At 66.3% G+C, this 16,051-nt stretch carries 15 protein-coding genes and 1 tRNA gene; 9 read left to right on the top strand and 7 right to left on the bottom strand.

Annotated features, from left to right (window positions below; genetic code table 11):
- Nucleotides 1–87 precede the first annotated feature (87 nt).
- The 6 genes from BES08_RS08100 to BES08_RS08075 form a co-directional block, all read right to left on the bottom strand.
- Nucleotides 88–2,583 (bottom strand): TonB-dependent receptor, encoded by a 2,496-nt coding sequence (locus tag BES08_RS08100; protein ID WP_069708050.1) that lies wholly within the window; start codon nt 2,581–2,583, stop codon nt 88–90.
- Between the two features lie 198 nt (nt 2,584–2,781).
- The gene (locus BES08_RS08095; protein WP_083274630.1) at nt 2,782–3,804 is read right to left on the bottom strand and encodes a CorA family divalent cation transporter; all 1,023 of its coding nucleotides are present in this window, start codon (nt 3,802–3,804) and stop codon (nt 2,782–2,784) included.
- A gap of 75 nt (nt 3,805–3,879) precedes the next feature.
- Nucleotides 3,880–3,954 (bottom strand) — tRNA-Gln (locus tag BES08_RS08090).
- A gap of 101 nt (nt 3,955–4,055) precedes the next feature.
- Nucleotides 4,056–4,901: a glutathione-dependent disulfide-bond oxidoreductase gene (gene yghU, locus BES08_RS08085; RefSeq protein ID WP_069708049.1), complete on the bottom strand. Its 846-nt coding sequence runs from the start codon at nt 4,899–4,901 to the stop codon at nt 4,056–4,058.
- Nucleotides 4,902–5,252: 351 nt separating this feature from the next.
- Complete coding sequence (locus BES08_RS08080; protein WP_069708048.1) at nt 5,253–6,353, bottom strand: branched-chain amino acid aminotransferase; 1,101 nt, start codon at nt 6,351–6,353, stop codon at nt 5,253–5,255.
- 785 nt (nt 6,354–7,138) lie between these two features.
- Entirely contained in the window at nt 7,139–7,750 is a 612-nt protein-coding gene (locus BES08_RS08075; protein WP_008832512.1) for a hypothetical protein, read from the bottom strand.
- Between BES08_RS08075 and BES08_RS08070 the strand changes: the two genes are divergently transcribed.
- The 8 genes from BES08_RS08070 to BES08_RS08035 all read left to right on the top strand — a co-directional run bounded on the left by BES08_RS08070 (nt 7,749) and on the right by BES08_RS08035 (nt 13,367).
- Entirely contained in the window at nt 7,749–8,525 is a 777-nt protein-coding gene (locus BES08_RS08070) for a TlyA family RNA methyltransferase (protein WP_069708047.1), read from the top strand. The two genes, BES08_RS08075 and BES08_RS08070, sit on opposite strands and share 2 nt — an antisense overlap.
- An 89-nt stretch (nt 8,526–8,614) precedes the next feature.
- On the top strand, nt 8,615–9,169 hold the full coding sequence (locus tag BES08_RS08065) for a TspO/MBR family protein (protein WP_069708046.1): 555 nt from the start codon (nt 8,615–8,617) through the stop codon (nt 9,167–9,169).
- 41 nt (nt 9,170–9,210) lie between these two features.
- Nucleotides 9,211–9,462, top strand: a complete 252-nt coding sequence (locus tag BES08_RS08060; RefSeq protein ID WP_008832515.1) for an accessory factor UbiK family protein — start codon at nt 9,211–9,213, stop codon at nt 9,460–9,462.
- Between the two features lie 79 nt (nt 9,463–9,541).
- Nucleotides 9,542–9,805 (top strand): hypothetical protein, encoded by a 264-nt coding sequence (locus BES08_RS08055; RefSeq protein WP_069708045.1) that lies wholly within the window; start codon nt 9,542–9,544, stop codon nt 9,803–9,805.
- A 27-nt stretch (nt 9,806–9,832) separates the two neighbouring features.
- Nucleotides 9,833–10,438 (top strand): DNA repair protein RecO, encoded by a 606-nt coding sequence (gene recO, locus BES08_RS08050; protein ID WP_069708044.1) that lies wholly within the window; start codon nt 9,833–9,835, stop codon nt 10,436–10,438.
- Between the two features lie 10 nt (nt 10,439–10,448).
- On the top strand, nt 10,449–11,492 hold the full coding sequence (leuB, locus tag BES08_RS08045) for a 3-isopropylmalate dehydrogenase (RefSeq protein ID WP_069708043.1): 1,044 nt from the start codon (nt 10,449–10,451) through the stop codon (nt 11,490–11,492).
- A 58-nt stretch (nt 11,493–11,550) separates the two neighbouring features.
- A complete protein-coding gene (locus BES08_RS08040; protein WP_008832550.1) occupies nt 11,551–12,747 on the top strand; it encodes a glycosyltransferase in 1,197 nt (398 codons plus the stop codon).
- On the top strand, nt 12,732–13,367 hold the full coding sequence (locus BES08_RS08035) for a DUF2238 domain-containing protein (protein WP_069709192.1): 636 nt from the start codon (nt 12,732–12,734) through the stop codon (nt 13,365–13,367). The genes BES08_RS08040 and BES08_RS08035 overlap by 16 nt, the downstream gene beginning before the upstream one ends.
- On the opposite strand, the gene BES08_RS08030 is transcribed toward BES08_RS08035, so the two are convergent.
- Complete coding sequence (locus BES08_RS08030; RefSeq protein WP_069708042.1) at nt 13,354–14,634, bottom strand: phospholipid carrier-dependent glycosyltransferase; 1,281 nt, start codon at nt 14,632–14,634, stop codon at nt 13,354–13,356. The genes BES08_RS08035 and BES08_RS08030 overlap by 14 nt on opposite strands.
- Nucleotides 14,635–14,842: 208 nt before the next feature.
- On the opposite strand from BES08_RS08030, the gene BES08_RS08025 reads away from it, so the two are divergent.
- On the top strand, nt 14,843–16,051 hold the full coding sequence (locus BES08_RS08025; protein WP_008832554.1) for a trans-sulfuration enzyme family protein: 1,209 nt from the start codon (nt 14,843–14,845) through the stop codon (nt 16,049–16,051).

Raw genomic sequence — 16,051 nt, 5'->3', positions numbered from 1 at the left:
TGAGCGCCTTTCCCATCGTGAAAGGGCAGGCACTCGCCCGCGCGATCCGCAGTGTCCCCCCGGCCCGCGAAAGCCGGGGGAATTCGCTTAGAACGCGACGCTGGCGTCGATGCCGAAAGTGCGCGGCGCGTTGAAGTTGCCGTAGTCGCCCAGCACGTTGGAAATGCTACCGACGGTGACGTTGGTGGTCGGGGCGCCGGGCAGGCTGTTCGACGGGTCACGGCGGAACACGTACTGCTCGTTGAAGAGGTTGCGGCCCCACACGCCCAGCGTCAGCTTGTGGTCACCCACGCCGATGTCGGCGAGCGAGATCCGGCCGTTGAAGATGAGCGAGGCGTCGTTCTTGGTGGCGAACTGGTCGAAGGCCTGCGTCGCCTGCGAGTAGTTGCCGTCGATGTGGAACTTGATCTTGGTGTCCTGCGCACCGATCGGCAGCACGTAGTCGATCGAGCCGCTGGCCGCATTGCGCGGGGTGAACACGATGTAAAACTGCTGGTAGACGCTGGTGGAACGGCCCGCGGTATCCGCCGCGGTGATGAGCACCGGCGGGATCTTGGTATAGGTGTAGGCGTACGATGCGTTCAGCGTCAGGCCGTCGATCGGCTCCAGCGTCAGGTCCGCCTCGATGCCGCGGATCTTGGTGATGCCGGGAGCATTGATGGTGACGAGGTTGTTGAAGCTGCTCGAACCCACGAACTGGATCGAGCTGATGTCGACCTGGCTGTTCTTGCGGTCCATGATGTAGCCTGCCAGGTTGAAGCGGGCGCGGTGATCCCAGAAGTCCGACTTCAGGCCCACTTCGTAGGACTTCACGTCCTCCGGATTGAACGACTGGTAGTTGGACGTGCGCGAGCTGGCGCCGCCGGCGCGGTAGCCGGTGGCGTACTTGGCATAGACGTGCATGTCGTCGGTCACGTCGTAAGCCACCGTCGCCATCGGGTTGAAGCGGTTCCAGGTCGCATCGAGCGGCTTGTAGCCGACGCTCGCGGCGGGCGGGTTGGTGTCGTAGTTGACGTTGCGCGAGAAGTGCAGGACGCCCTTCTTCTCGTCATGCGTGTAGCGGCCGCCGACGGTGACGTGCAGCTTGTCGGTGGCGTTGTAGGTCAGCTGGCCGTAGGCAGCGTAGCTCTTGGACCACACTTCCGAGGCGCGGTCGATCGAGCGGCAGCCGACGTCCGAACCGAACCCGCCCGAACCGGTGCACGAATTCAGGATGGTGTAGACCGGCTGGCCGGCGGCATTGAGGTACACGCCGTTCGAGTTCGGCGTCGCCGCATCGTCGCTGACGTGCTCATTGAAGTAGAACAGACCCGCAACGTAGTCGATCTTGCCGAAGGTGCCCACGGCCTGCAGTTCCTGGCTGAACTGGCGCTGGCGCAGGTCGGCAAGGCTGTAGCGGCTGAAGGCGCACGGAGCGGTCTGGGTGCAGGCCGAGGTCAGGCTGACCAGCGGCGGACGGTGCGCGCCGCCCGAGTTGTCCCACTGCGTCGCGTCGACGCCGCGCCATGCGGTGATCGAGCGGATTTCGATCTCGGGGGAGGCTTCCCACTTCAGGGTGTTGGTGAAGCCGTGGGTCTTGTCGACGCTGACCTGCTGCGGCACGCCGATGTCGGCGGTCTTCATGCGGGTGTCGCCGTTGACGACGACGCCCGGCATCAGCGGCTTAACCGTGCCGGTGATGGTGGTGTAGTCGGTGCCGGGCAGCTTGCAGGCGGCGTTCGCGGCCTGAGTGCCGGCGACGCAGCCGTTGGGGTTGTAGTTCAGCAGCTGGCTGTAGAACGGCGTGTTCTCATCGCGCGCGACGTCGTAGGAGAAGTCGTTGGTGATGGTGCTGGTCGGCTGCCAGCGCACGGCCACGCGGCCGCCCTTGCGGTGGTACTGGTTGAAGCCGGCCTGGCCTTCGAGCGGGTTCTTGGTGGTCGGGTCCTGGTGCTGCAGCACGCCGTCGAGCTTGACCGAGAAGCCTGCGAACTTGGGCAGGTCGACGTGGATCGCGCTGTTGTACGAACCGTAGTTGCCCAAGCCGCCTTCGATGCGGCCGCCGAACTCGCCGGTGGGGGCCTTCGAGACGATGCTGAGCGCGCCGCCTTCGGTGTTGCGGCCGAACAGGGTGCCCTGCGGGCCCTTGAGCACTTCGACGCGCTCGACGTCGAACAGCGCGGCGTTGAGGCCGTGCTGGCGGCCCATGTAGACGCCGTCGACGTAGATGCCGACGCCCTGTTCACGCGCGGGCTGGTTGGCGTCGAGCGGCACGATGCCGCGAATGCCGATGGTCAGCGCGCTCTGGCGGGCTTCGAAGGTGGCGATGCGCAGCGACGGCACGGCGCCGTCGGCGAGATCGTAAAGGCTCTGGACGTGGCGATCCTTCAGCGCGGCCTGGTTGACCACGTTGATCGAGATCGGGGTTTCCTGAAGATTGGTCTCACGCTTGGTCGCGGTGACGACGATGTCGCCAAGACCCGAATCCGCTGCTGCGTCCGCCGCCGTGTCGGCTGCAGGAGCATCGGCCCAGGCGTTCGAAGCGCTCATGCTGGCGAGGATCGAGCCGGCGAGCAGCGTCGCGCGGACAACCTTATTCATCATGTTGAATTTCCACCCTTTTTTGGCAGAATTTGTCTGCCTCGGGGCGGCTAATATGGCTGCATCACGACAGTTGTATGGAAGTTCGATGACACTGGAGTCGCGCGACCTTCATCTTCGCCTCATCTTCTAGGCAAGTGATTGAAAGGTAGTTGTATTCCGTCACCGCAACATTTCGAAAAAATCTCACGTTCCTGCAACCTAGCGGAAGAATCCCTTGCTCCTGAGGAACAGGTAAGTCGCCAGAGCGGTGCCCGCAGCGATCCCGGTGGCGACGAGGGTGCCGTGCGCTCCGCTGAAGGGAAGGCCCCCGGTGTTCATGCCGAACAGCCCGGTTACCAGCGTGGCGGGCAGCATCAGCGCAGTCATGACCGATAGCAGGTAGAGGTTCTGGTTGGTGCGTTGGTCCTGCTGCAGGTCGAGTTCGTCACGCAGCAGCCGCAACTGCCCTTGCACGGCGAGGGCGTCGGCATCGAGGCCCTGCAGTCGCTGCGACAGTTTCTCGACCGTGGGCTGCAGCGTCTCGGGCAGTTCGTCATCCTGCTCCAGCCGCCGGAACACGCGCTGGGCACCGTCGAGCATGCGATGGATCTGCGCAAGGCGGCGGCGGATGTCGAGGAGGTTGCGGCTGGTCGGCGGGTGGTGGCCTTCGAGGAAGGCGTCCTCGGCGGCCTGCATGTCGGCGGACAGGTTGCGGATGACCATGTCGATGTTTTGCGCCAGCGCGCCCACCAGCAGGTCGAGCGCGGCGGCCGCCCCGGTCACCCGCGCGCCGCCGCCGACACGCTGCATGACGATGTCGGCGGCGCCCAGCGGATGGCGCCGGGCGGTGACGATCAGCCCGCCCAGGATCGCCACGCGCAGCGCGCCGACCCGAGCGGTGGCGCGCACGTCGAAGTCGCGTTCGAAATCGTGGAGGATACAGCACACCGCGCCGCTCTCGACGAGGGCGCGCTGGTGCGAATCGGACGACAGCAGGAGTTCGCGCGCGGCCATCGGGAACAGCGCCGGCTGTTCGATCCATGCCCGGGTGCCATGGTCGGCAAGGTTGAGGTGCAGCCAGCGGAACCGTCCCTCCGGCGCGGGGCCGCAGGGCGCGGGTTCGTGGCTGCCGTCGGGTGCGAAGTCGAGGCCCCAGATCAGCCCGGGCGCAGCCGCTCCCGCCGCGCCGAGCGCAGCGCTGAAATCCAGTGCAGGTCTGGCGGTCGGCTTGGCCGTAAGCATCTCACGCGAACGAGGAGAGTGCCTGCGCCTATAGCACAGGCGCGCGATGGATCGAGGCGGGTCTGGGAGAAAAACTGGCTGGGGCGGCAGGATTCGAACCTGCGAATGCCGGTACCAAAAACCGGTGCCTTACCACTTGGCGACGCCCCAGCGGATCGGACGCGTGCAGCGCCGACGATCGGGAGAGGCGCGCTTAGCGTGTTGTCCCGGCGCTGGGAAGAGGTTTTTCCCCAGCGCCGGGCACATCATTCTCAGGTGTTCAGCACCGCGTCGATGTCGGCGGCGCTGTGGCGCTCGGGCACGAAGCCTTCGCCCTTGCGGTTGACGATGCGGCCACGGCGCACCGGCTCGCGGGCGCCCAACTCCTCGCCCCAGCGCATGAGGTTCTCATAGCTCGGCACGTCGAGGAAGGTCGCCGCGTCGCCATAGGCGTCGCCGCGCACGAAGCCGCCGAACCAGCCGTAGGCGGCGATGTCGGCGATGGTGTACTCGTCACCCGCCAGATAGCGCGTTTCGCCGAGGCGCTTGTCAGCGACGTCGAGGATGCGCTTGGCCTCCATCGCGTAGCGGTCGATCGGGTATTGGTACTTTTCCGGCGCATAGGCGTAGAAGTGGCCGAAGCCGCCGCCCAGCATCGGCGCGCTGCCCATCTGCCACATCAGCCAGTTCATGCATTCGGTGCGGCCGGGGCCGGAGGTTGGCATGAAGGCGCCGAACTTCTCGGCGAGGTGGAACAGGATCGAGCCCGATTCGAACACGCGCACCGGCTCCGGGCCGGACAGGTCGAGAAGGGCGGGGATCTTGGAGTTCGGGTTGATCGACACGAAGCCCGAGGAGAACTGGTCGCTGTCCGAGATCGAGATCAGCCAGGCGTCGTATTCGGCTTCGTAGCCCGCCGCGAGGAGTTCCTCGAGCATGATCGTCACCTTCTGTCCGTTCGGGGTGCCGAGCGAATGGAGCTGGAAGGGGTGCTGGCCGCGCGGCAGTTCGCGTTCGAAGCGGGCGCCGGCGGTCGGGCGGTTGATGCCGGCGAACTCACCGCCGTTGGGCTGGTCCCAGGTCCAGACCTTGGGCGGGGTGTAGGTGAGATCGGCCATGCGGGAACGCTCCTTGGGAGATGGAAGACGGCGCACAGGTAGGTTCGCGCAGGAGCGCCGACAAGGCGGGAAGCGGTTATATAAGCGCTTCGTCCGGATGTTCGATGAAGGGCGCGGATCGACGCGGCGCCAATTTGCAGTCATCCCGGGCTTGATCCGGGATCGGTGCCTGTCTTTAGGCGCGAGGTTCGGCGGGGGCTTCGCCAAGCTCAGCCTGAGCGGGATTGGGCGCTTGGCGCAACCTCCGCCCACCCTGAGCTTGTCGAAGTGCCACGTCTGGCGAAGAGGTGGGCTGCTCATGGCCAGGGGTCCCGGATCAAGTCCGGGACGACGCCATCCTCAATGCCAGCTTCAGCCGATCTTGCGGATCCAGCTGTGAGTGTCCGGCGCTTCGCCGCGCTGGATCGATACGAGGCGGTTCTTCAGCTTGCCGGTCAACTGGCCGGGGCCGCCGGTGCCGATGGTGAAATCTCCATCGCGGCCCGAGACCTTGCCGACCGAGGTGACGACCGCAGCGGTGCCGCAGGCGAACGTCTCGATCAGCTTGCCCGAAGCAGCATCCGCGCGCCACTGGTCGAGGCTGTAGCGGCCTTCCGTCACCGTCAGGCCCTCTTCGCGGGCGAGTTGCAGCAGGCTGTCACGGGTGATGCCGGGCAGGATGGTGCCGGTCAGTTCAGGAGTCAGCAGGGTGCCGTCGTCGAACGCGAAGTAGAGGTTCATGCCACCCAGTTCCTCGATCCACTTGTGCTCGGCGGCGTCGAGGAAGACGACCTGGTCATGGCCGCGCGCGATCGCTTCGGCCTGCGGCACGAGGCTGGCGGCATAGTTGCCGCCGCACTTGGCTGCGCCGGTGCCGCCGGGGGCGGCGCGGGTATAGTCCGAAACCCAGATCGACACGGCAGGCGCGCCCGACTTGAAGTAGTTGCCCGCCGGGCTGGCGATGACGATGAACTTGTACTGCTTGGCCGGGCGCACGCCGAGGAACGCCTCGGTCGCGATCATGAACGGGCGCAGGTAGAGCGACGCGCCTTCGCCCTCGGGAATCCAGGCGCGGTCGATCTGCACCAGCTTCTCGATGGCTTCGACGAACACGCTTTCGGGCAGCGCGGGCATGGCGAGACGCTCGGCCGACATGTTGAAGCGCGCGGCATTGGCTTCGGGGCGGAACAGCGCGATGGCGCCGTCGGCCTGCTTGTAGGCCTTGAGGCCCTCGAAGATTTCCTGCGCATAGTGCAGCACCGCCGCCGCCGGATCGAGCGGGATCGGCTGGCGAGGGCCGATTACCGCGTCATGCCAGCCCTGACCTTCAGTCCACTCGATCGTCACCATATGGTCGGTGAAATTGGTGCCGAAGCCGGGGTTCGCCAGCACGGCCGCGCGCGTCTCGGCGCTGGCGGGGGCGGGGTGGGCAAGGGTGGTGAAAGTCAGGCCGGCATCGGCGAGAGTCGCCATCGAACGTATCCTCAAGTCTGCAACAGAATTGCGCCGTTGAACGAAAATTTCTCAGAATGCAACCCGGAAGCAATATTGCTACTCTAGCATTCAGTCTTAGCACGATGGCCCGGGGAGGCAAATCATCGAAGAATACCCCTCCGTCAGCGACTTCGCCGCTGCCACCTCCCCATCGCTTCGCGACAGGGAGGATCAAGCCCATCCTCCCTGTCGCGAAGCGATGGGGAGGGGAACCGCCGACGCAGTCGGTGGTGGAGGGGCGTACAAATGAGAAGGGCCGCACCGGCTTGCCGGTACGGCCCTTCGCATGGTCAGCGGCCGGGAAGTGCCGCCAGCGAAGCCTTTATCGCTTGTTTATCAGCGATAATGCCTCGCGACGGAAATTGCCGACCTCTCTGCTGAACCATGAGACATCGGATCACCTCCTTTCGCGCTGTTTAGCCATAGTGCGCCGCTTTCGCGGCTGGGACTTCGGCTGCTTCCCGGGCGCGTATCCCGAAAGGCCGTCGTCTTGAGTGAAATCTGGTACATCCCGCAGCGCACAACAAGTCTTGAAAACTAATTTTTTGCGGTCATGATCTTCGCTTCCGGCCAGTTATCCCCAGCCGCGCGGTGATTTGAAATCGCTGCTTTTGGGGGCTCTGGAGTGCGGCCTGAAATCGCCCTTTTTGATGTTGCGCGCGGCTTGGCTCCGTTCGACAAGCTCAGCCTGAGCGGGATTCAAAAGTGACCTTTCAATCCCGCTCAGGCTGAGCTTGTCGAAGCCCCGTCGTTAAGGCGCTCCCTCAGCGGCAATCCTCGATCACACGCGAGATTTCGGTCCAGCTCGGCAGGTAGAGCGTGGGCTCCCCAGTCACTGATACGGCGAAGCGGCCGCGACTGAACGCCATGGCGTCGAGCGCCGAATCGCGGGCGGGCAGGGTGACGACCACGCCGCGCGGCGTGGCGGTGCCGGTCAGCGCGCGTGCGCCGGTGGAACTGGTGATCGACATGCCCACCGCTCCTGCCCGGGGCGCTGCGGCGCGCAGGAGGGTGACGGTGCGCGCGGTGTCGCACTGGACGATGAACTGGCCGTTCCCGAACGTCGCGCCCGAGGCGCTGCCGTTGCCCGCGTAGCTCCAGCTGCCCGGCGTCTGCGGTGCATCGCGCCAGTCGGCGGCCATTGGCGAGGGCGGCGGGGCGGTCGGAGTCGCCGGGCGGGGCTGCGGTGCATGCGTGGCGCCGGGCCGCGGGGCGGGCGTGCTCGGCGGCGGCGGTACGCATCCCGACAAAGCCGCCGTTGCAGCGAGACCGGTAAGAAGCAGGGCGGAAAGAGGGGTGGCGCGGCTGCGCGGATTTGCCTTCATGCCCGTGGTATGGAATGAGGCGCCGCCCATCTCAAGTGCATACCATCCCATGACCGACACGCCTCGCCCCCGTTCCCCTGACAAGAAACCTGCCAAAGTGCGGGTCGACCAGCTGCTGGTCGATCGCGGGCTGGCGGAGAGCCGTACCCGCGCGCAGGCGCTGGTGCTGGCGGGCCTCGTGTTCTCGGGCGAGACCAAGATCGCCAAGCCGGGCCAGTCGGTGAAGGACGACGCAGCCATCGAGGTGCGCGGCCGCGACCATCCCTGGGTCTCGCGCGGGGGGATCAAGCTGGCCCACGCGATCGAACATTTCGGGCTCGATCCGAAGGGTGCGGTCGCCATGGACATCGGCAGTTCGACCGGCGGCTTTACCGACGTTCTGCTCACCAATGGCGCGGAGCGGGTGTTCGCGGTCGATTCGGGCACCAACCAGCTCGCGTGGAAACTGCGCACCGATCCGCGCGTCACCGTGCTGGAGCAGACCAGCGCCCGCATCCTCACCCCGGAGCAGATCGACGCGCCGTGCGACTGGGTGGTGTGCGACGCCAGCTTCATCGGCCTCGCCAAAGTGCTCGAAGTGCCGCTCCGCCTCGCCGCGCCGCGCTGCCGGGTAGTCGCGCTGATCAAGCCGCAGTTCGAGGTCGGGCGCGGCGAAGTGGGCAAGGGCGGCGTGGTCCGCGACCCGGCTCTCCACGCCCGCGTGTGTGAGGAAGTGCGCGAATGGCTGGAGGGCGACGGCTGGGAGATCCAGGGCATCGTCGAAAGCCCGATCAAGGGTCCTGAAGGAAACGTGGAGTTTCTCGTTTCGGCACACCGGGGTCACTGACTGTTCGCTAACGATTGCGCAGCGGCCCGCCGCGTACCACAAACCGCGCCATTCTTGGGTAAATTCCTGATTCGGGACCTTTTGCGCGCATGAACCTGTTAGCTTCCCCCGGCCAGTTGCGCGCCAGCCTGATGCGCTGGCTGCTGGTATGCGTTCCCGTCGTGCTGCTGCTGGGGTTCCTCTCCGGACAAATGGCGGGAAGCGGGCCGGGCAATTCATGGTTCGACGCATTGGTGAAGCCCGCCGTCTATCCGCCGCCGGTGACTTTCGCGATCGTGTGGTCGGTGCTCTACGTGATGATGGGAGTGGCGCTGGCGATGGTGCTCGCGGCGCGCGGCGCGCGTGGACGCGGGATCGCGGTGCTGGCCTTCGCGGTGCAGTTCGTGCTGAACCTGGCGTGGTCGCCGGTGTTCTTCGGCATGCACCGGATGAGCGCGGCGCTGGTGCTGATCGCGGCGATCCTGCTGGCGGCGGTGGTGACGATGATACTCTTCGCCCGCGTGCGCACCGTAGCGTCGGCGCTGCTGCTGCCTTACGTATTGTGGCTGGTCTTCGCGACTTATCTCAACTTCGCGTTCCTGCAGGCCAACCCGGGCATGGACGGCGTGCAGCGTTCGAGCGCAGTGGAGCGGTTCGACATCTGATACCCCTTGCGCCTTGCCTTCGCGCGCTCCATTTAGGGCCCATGCAAAGCGAAAACCCCTTCGTCGCCGACTTCGCCAAGATGTTGAACAGTGCCGCCGGCACTCTTGCGGGCATGGGCCGCGAGGCGCGCGATTCCGCGCGTGAGCGCGTGAAGGAGTTCATGGGTGACATGGACTTCGTCAGCCGCGAGGAATTCGACGCGGTCAAGGAACTCGCCGCCACCGCGCGTGCAGAGACGGAATCGCTCAAGGCGCGGCTCGACGCGCTCGAGGCCAAGCTGGGCGCCAACTGATCAGCTTGCGTTATGTGCGCCGGGAACGTTTCTCGCGCACGCAGGGTTGAACATCGCGATAGCCCATGAAAGGCACGCGATGTTCACGCAGCTCAATCCTACCATTCCGCTTCACGTCGTCGGCAAGGACGATGGCTATGCCATCGGCATGATCGACTACGGGCAGGAGCATAATCTGATCTGGGTCACCGCTCTCGACGGTTCGGGCGAGATCTGGTGTGCGCCCAACCAGACCGTCCGCCTCGGTCGCAACTGGACGATGGGGCGTGTGGAAAACCCCCTCATCACCAAGGACAAGCAGGCCGAGCACGCGCGCGCCGAGGTCGAGGAAATTTGCAACTGACGCATTGAACCGGCAGAGGAAGGCGCGATGCACTTTCGCGCCCCCGCCCTTGTCTGCGCCGCCCTGCCGCACGGCGAGAACGCCGTCATTGCGCGCCTGCTGACCGCCGACCACGGCCTCGTCGCCGCCTTCGTCGCCGGGGGCAGGGGGCGCGAACTGCGGCCGGTCCTGATTCCCGGCAACACCGTCGAGGCGGACGTCCGCTCGAAGTCCGACACCCAGCTTCCCTTCGCCCGCCTTGAACTGCTCCAGAGCCGCGCGCCCTGGATCACCGAGCCGCTGCCCGCCGCCGCGATCGGCTGGGTCACCGCGCTCGCGGCCTCGGTCCTGCCCGAGCGCCAGCCGTTTCCCGCTCTCTATGATGCGCTCTCGGGCGTGCTGGAGGCGATCTGCGTCGCGCCGTCCGCGCGCGGCTGGGCGCTGGGGCTGCTGCGCTATGAAGTGCTGACATTGCGCGAACTGGGCTACGGCGCGCGAATTGCGCGCCCGCCGGAGCACGATTGGCCCGCGCTGCTGGCCACCTTCGATGCCGTTGGTCGAGAATTGGCCCGCTACCCGCTTGCCGATCGCAGAAGAGACGTTATGGCGGCGCGCGTCCTGCTGCGCGAGCGGCTGGCTCGGATCGAGGCTTGAGGAAACGACTATGCGCATCGCTGTATTTGCCGGAGACGGGATCGGTCCCGAAGTGACTGCCGAGGCAGTCCGCGTGCTCGAAGCGCTGCAGATCGACGGTCTTGAGCTGGTCGAGGGCGACGTCGGCGGCGCGGCCTATCGCAAGCACGGCCACCCGCTGCCCGCCGCGACGCTCGAGATCGCGCGGTCTTCCGACGCGATCCTGTTCGGCGCAGTGGGCGACTTTTCGCTCGACCACCTGGAGCGTGCGCTACGCCCTGAACAGGCGGTGCTGGGCCTGCGCAAGGAACTGGGCTTGTTCGCCAACCTGCGCCCCGCCACGGTGTTCAAGGGCCTCGAAGACCTCTCCACCCTGCGCCCGGAAGTCGCCGGCAAGATCGACCTGCTGATCGTGCGCGAACTCAACGGCGACGTGTACTTCGGCGAGAAGGGCACCCGCACGCTGGAAGACGGCCGCCGTCAGGGCTGGGACATGATGTCCTATGCCGAGGACGAAGTGCGCCGCATCGCCCACGCTGGCTTCAAGGCCGCGCAGGGGCGCTGCGGCAAGCTGTGCTCGGTGGACAAGGCCAACGTGCTGGAAACCTCGCAGCTGTGGCGCGACGTGGTGATCGAGGTTTCGGCCGAATATCCTGACGTCGAACTGACGCACATGTACGTCGACAACGCGGCGATGCAGCTGGTGAAGAACCCCGGCGCCTTCGATGTGATCGTCACCGGCAACCTGTTCGGCGACATCCTGAGCGATCAGGCCAGCATGTGCGTCGGCTCGATCGGCCTGCTCGCATCGGCCAGTCTCGCGGAAGGCACCTTCGGCCTTTACGAGCCGATCCACGGTTCCGCCCCCGACATCGCGGGCAAGGGCCTGGCGAACCCGATGGCGACGATCCTGTCGGCCGCCATGCTGCTGCGCCACTCCTTCGGTCTCGAAGCCGAAGCCGCCCGCATCGAAGCCGCCGTTGCCGCCGCGCTCGCGGACGGCATCAAGGGCGGCGACCTCGGCGGCTCGGCCGGCACGAAGGAAATCGGTGACGCGGTGCTCGCGCGCCTGTAAAGGTTGCGCCGCTACGCAATAATCGTTTCTTGACGTTTACAACCTAAAAACAGGGCGCATGAACATTTCCACGACCGATCTCGCGCAGGCTTCCGAAGCCGCCGTTCGCGCAGTTTCGCCGCAGGCGAAGCCGCTGGAACTGGCGGTGGTCCTGCCGACCTACAACGAGCGCAAGAACATCGCGACGATGATCGAGCGACTCGACAAGGCGCTCGCCGGAATCGCGTGGGAAGCCATCTACGTCGACGACAACAGCCCCGACGGCACCTCGGACGAGGCGCGCCGCCTGTCGCTGTCCGATCCGCGCGTGCGCTGCATCCAGCGCATCGGCCGCCGCGGCCTCGCCAGCGCCGCGATCGAGGGGATGTGCTCCACCGCCGCCCCCGTGGTCGCGGTGATGGACGCCGACCACCAGCACGATCCCGCGCTGCTGCCGGGCATGCTCAAGGCCGTCGCCTCGGGCGAGTACGACCTCGCCTATGCCTCTCGCTTCGCCGAGGGCGCCAGCACCGAGGCATGGGGCCGCCCCGACCGCGTCAAGGCATCAGGCTTCGCCAACCGCATCGCCAACAAGGTGACCGGAGTGGAGCTGACCGACCCGATGAGCGGCTTCTTCATGCTGCGCACCCAGACCCTGCGCGCCGACGCGCACCGCTTGTCGGGCGTCGGCTTCAAGATCCTGCTCGACATCCTGGCGACGGTGGACACCCCGCTGCGCGTCAAAGAATTCCCCCTCAACTTCGCCGCGCGAGCAGAAGGCGAAAGCAAGCTGGACCAGACCGTCGTGTTCGAATTCCTCGTGGGCCTTTACGACAAATGGCTGGGCCGGATCATCCCGACCCGTTTCGCGCTGTTCGGCACCGTGGGCGCCATGGGCGTGGTGGTGCAGTTGGCGGTGCTGTGGACGATGCTCCACGTCGTCTTCGGCGAGCGTTTCGTCTACGGCAACTGGTCCGAGAGCACGACCTTCAACATTGCGAACACGATCGCCGCGCTGGTGGCGATGACGTTCAATTTCGTGCTCAACAACGAACTGACTTATTCGGACAAGCGCCTGCGCGGCTTCGCACCGCTGATGCGCGGCTGGGCGCAGTTCGCGCTGACCTGCTCGCTGGGCCTGCTCACCAACATCGGTTCGGCCGCCGTGCTCAAGACCATTGGCATCCACGACGTGCTGGCGGTGATCACCGGCGTGCTGCTGGCCTCGGTGTTCAACTTCGCGCTCTCGTCGAAGTTCGTCTGGGGCAAGTACTGAGCCCGAACCGCACGCAAGCGGTTCTGCTGGGGCTGACGGCGCTATGGGCGCTCGTCAGCCTCATTGATTCGCCGTACCCGAGCCTCGCACCGCTGCAGAACCTGCCGACGCTGGTGATCGTCGCGGGGTTGTGGCTGGCGCTGCGGCGCTGGCCGATGCCGACGAGCGCTGTAGCCTGCGCCTGCCTGTTCCTGTGGCTGCACACGCTGGGCGGTCGCTACATCTATTCCTTCGTTCCCTATGAGGACTGGGCGAGGGCGCTCGGCCTGCCGTCGCCCGCTGCGACGCTGGGATTGCAACGCAATTCGTGGGACCGGCTCGTCCATTTCAGCTTCGGGGCCTGCTGGGTCCATCCCATCTCGGCCTGGCTGGCACGGCACCGCAAGCTCTCGCTTTCACTGGCGACTTACATCGCGGTCGAGTTCGTGCTGGCGGGCAGCGCGATCTATGAAATCTTCGAGTGGCTGTTGACCGTGTTCATGGCCGGGCCCGACGCGCTTGCCTACAACGGGCAGCAGGGCGATCCGTGGGACCCGCAAAAGGACATGGCGCTCGCCGGGATAGGCGCGGTGGCGGCGGCAGGGTTCCTGCGGCTGCGCACGCGGCTTACCGCCAGCTAGGCAGCCACATCCACAGGTTGTAGGCGTCCTTGAAGGGCAGCGGCCAGCCCGAGATGATCGGGTAGAACACCACGAACAGCGCCAGCGACAGGCCGAAGACCCACCGCGCCACCAGTCGCCAGCGGTCGCGCCGGTCCCACAAGGCGTCGAGGCCGAGCGCCAGCAGCGCCATCAGGAACGCGCCGGGCAGCAGGTAGTGGTAGTAGAACTGCACCGGCTTGCCGTTCACCGCCCACATGCCCACGCACACGAAATAGAGCACCGCGAAGAACAGCACGTCCCGGCGGCCGCGGAAGAGGGCGGCCCACACACTCCAGAAGAACGCGAGGAGGCCCGCGATCATCGCCATCGGATTGCCGATCATCACCACGCCGCGGTGCGCGCCGTCGACGTTCTGGAACAGATACCAGATGCCCCGCCAGTCGACGATCCACTGATACCAGTACGTCTTGTAGGGGTGCGGCTTCTTCACGCTATCCTGCAGGCGTACCATCAGTTCGTGCTGCTGGACGAAGCCCCAGGGCGAGAGGGTATGGTGCGGGTAGAACATCGCCGGGATGAACGTCGCCCAGTAGACGGCGATTGGAAGCAGGCCGAGCCACAGCGCGGCCTCGATCAGGCTCACGCCCTTGATCGGCCCGGCCCCGCGTTTGCCGATGAAGACCGGCCCGGTATCCGCGATACGCATCGCCAGGAAGGCGAGGCCCGGCATCGCCAGCGCCGGAGCGCCGCTCCACTTCGCGCCCAGCGACAGGCCGAGGGCCAGACCGCTCAGGATCAGGTGCAGGCGCGCGATGCCGGTGCGCTTCGCGCGCCAGGCGGCGGCGAACTGCCACAGGCCCACCATGCACATGCCTGCGGCGATCATGTCGAGCATGGCGATGCGGCTTTGCACGAACCACATGAAGTTGGTGGCCAGCAGCGCCGTCGCCAGCACCGCCGCGCGGCGCAGCTGCGTCACGTGCCAGACCAGCCGCGCAAAGGCGAACAGGCCGAGTCCGCCGAACAGTGCCGGGCCGAGGCGCCACGCCAGCGGCTTGTCGCCCAGCAGGTGGATGAAGCCGGCGATCACTTCCTTGGCGAACAGCGGATGTTCGCGGTTGGCGGGGATCAGCTCCAGCAGCTTGAGCGCGGCGGGGACGTAGTGAACCTCGTCGAAGTAGTAGCGCGAGGGGATCGTCAGCCGCCACAGCACCAGCGCCTCGAACGCCGCGACGATGAGAAGGCACCAGCCGAGCGGATCGCGATTTTGACGGGAGAGTGGCATCGGATGCGCGGATAAAGAGGGGCGCGGGTTTCGGCAAGCGCTTGAGCGGTTCGCCCCTCCCCGTCCGGCTAAGCCGCTTCGCGGCCAAGCCTACCGCCCATCCCGCATGCGGGAGGGGTAGCGAGACTTGGCAGTTTGCTGCCTCGTCGCAGCGGGGTGGGCCCAGCGCGCTTGCACAGACTCGCGCGCGCCCTTAGAGGCTTGCGCCATGAAACGCACCACCGGACAGGACCGCAGCCAGACCCAGAGCTGGCGCCCCGCAACCCGCGCCATCCGCGGAGGCACCTGGCGCTCGGAAATGGGCGAGACCAGCGAGGCGCTGTTCCTGACGTCGGGCTACAGCTACGACGATGCCGCCACGGTCGCCGCCCGCTTCCAGGGCGACGAGGAAGGCATGACCTACTCGCGCCTGCAGAACCCGACGGTGGCGATGCTGGAGGAGCGCATTGCTCTCCTCGAAGGCGCCGAGGCGTGCCGCACCCAGGCCACCGGCATGGCGGCGATGACCGCCGCGCTGCTGTGCCAGCTTTCGGCGGGCGACCACATGGTGAGCGCGCGCGCCGCCTTCGGTTCGTGCCGCTGGCTGGGTGATCACCTGCTGCCGCGCTTCGGCGTCGAGGTGACGCTGGTGGACGCCGGTGACACCGCGCAGTGGGAAGCGGCGATCCGCCCGAACACCAAGGTCTTCTTCTTCGAGACCCCCGCGAACCCGACCATGGGCGTCGCCGACCTCGCCGCTATCGCCGAGATCGCCAAGGCGCACGGCATCACCACGGTCGTCGACAACGCCTTCTGTTCGCCCGCTCTCCAGCGGCCGATGGAGTTCGGCATCGATGTCGTCGCCTACTCCGCGACCAAGCTGATGGACGGGCAGGGGCGTGTGCTCGCGGGCGCCGTCTGCGGTTCCGAACAGTTCATCAACGACGTGCTGCTGCCGTTCCAGCGCAACACCGGGCCGAACCTCTCGCCCTTCAACGCCTGGGTCGTGCTCAAGGGCCTTGAGACGCTGGACCTGCGCGCCAAGAAGCAGAGCGAGAACGCGCTGGCTCTCGGCAAGTTCATGGAAGATCGCGTGCCCACGATCCTGCACCCCTGGCTCGACAGCCACCCGGCGCAGGCGCTGGCGATGAAGCAGATGGACGCCTGCGGGCCGATCTTCTCCTTCGTGCTCGACGGCGGCCGCGAACAGGCACACGGGTTGCTCGATGCGCTCAAGCTCATCGACATCTCGAACAATATCGGCGACTCGCGTTCGCTGATGTGCCACCCGGCCTCGACCACGCACCACAACATGGGGCCGGAAGGCCGCGAGGCGATGGGCATCGGCGAAGGCATGCTGCGCATCAATGTCGGCCTTGAGGACATCGAAGACCTCAAGGAAGACATGGATCAGGCTTTGAAGGCCATCGGCCTTTAA

Origin of the sequence: Novosphingobium resinovorum, from assembly GCF_001742225.1 — a bacterium.
Lineage (GTDB): Bacteria > Pseudomonadota > Alphaproteobacteria > Sphingomonadales > Sphingomonadaceae > Novosphingobium > Novosphingobium resinovorum_A.
This window is presented reverse-complemented; position numbering and strand designations above follow the sequence as displayed.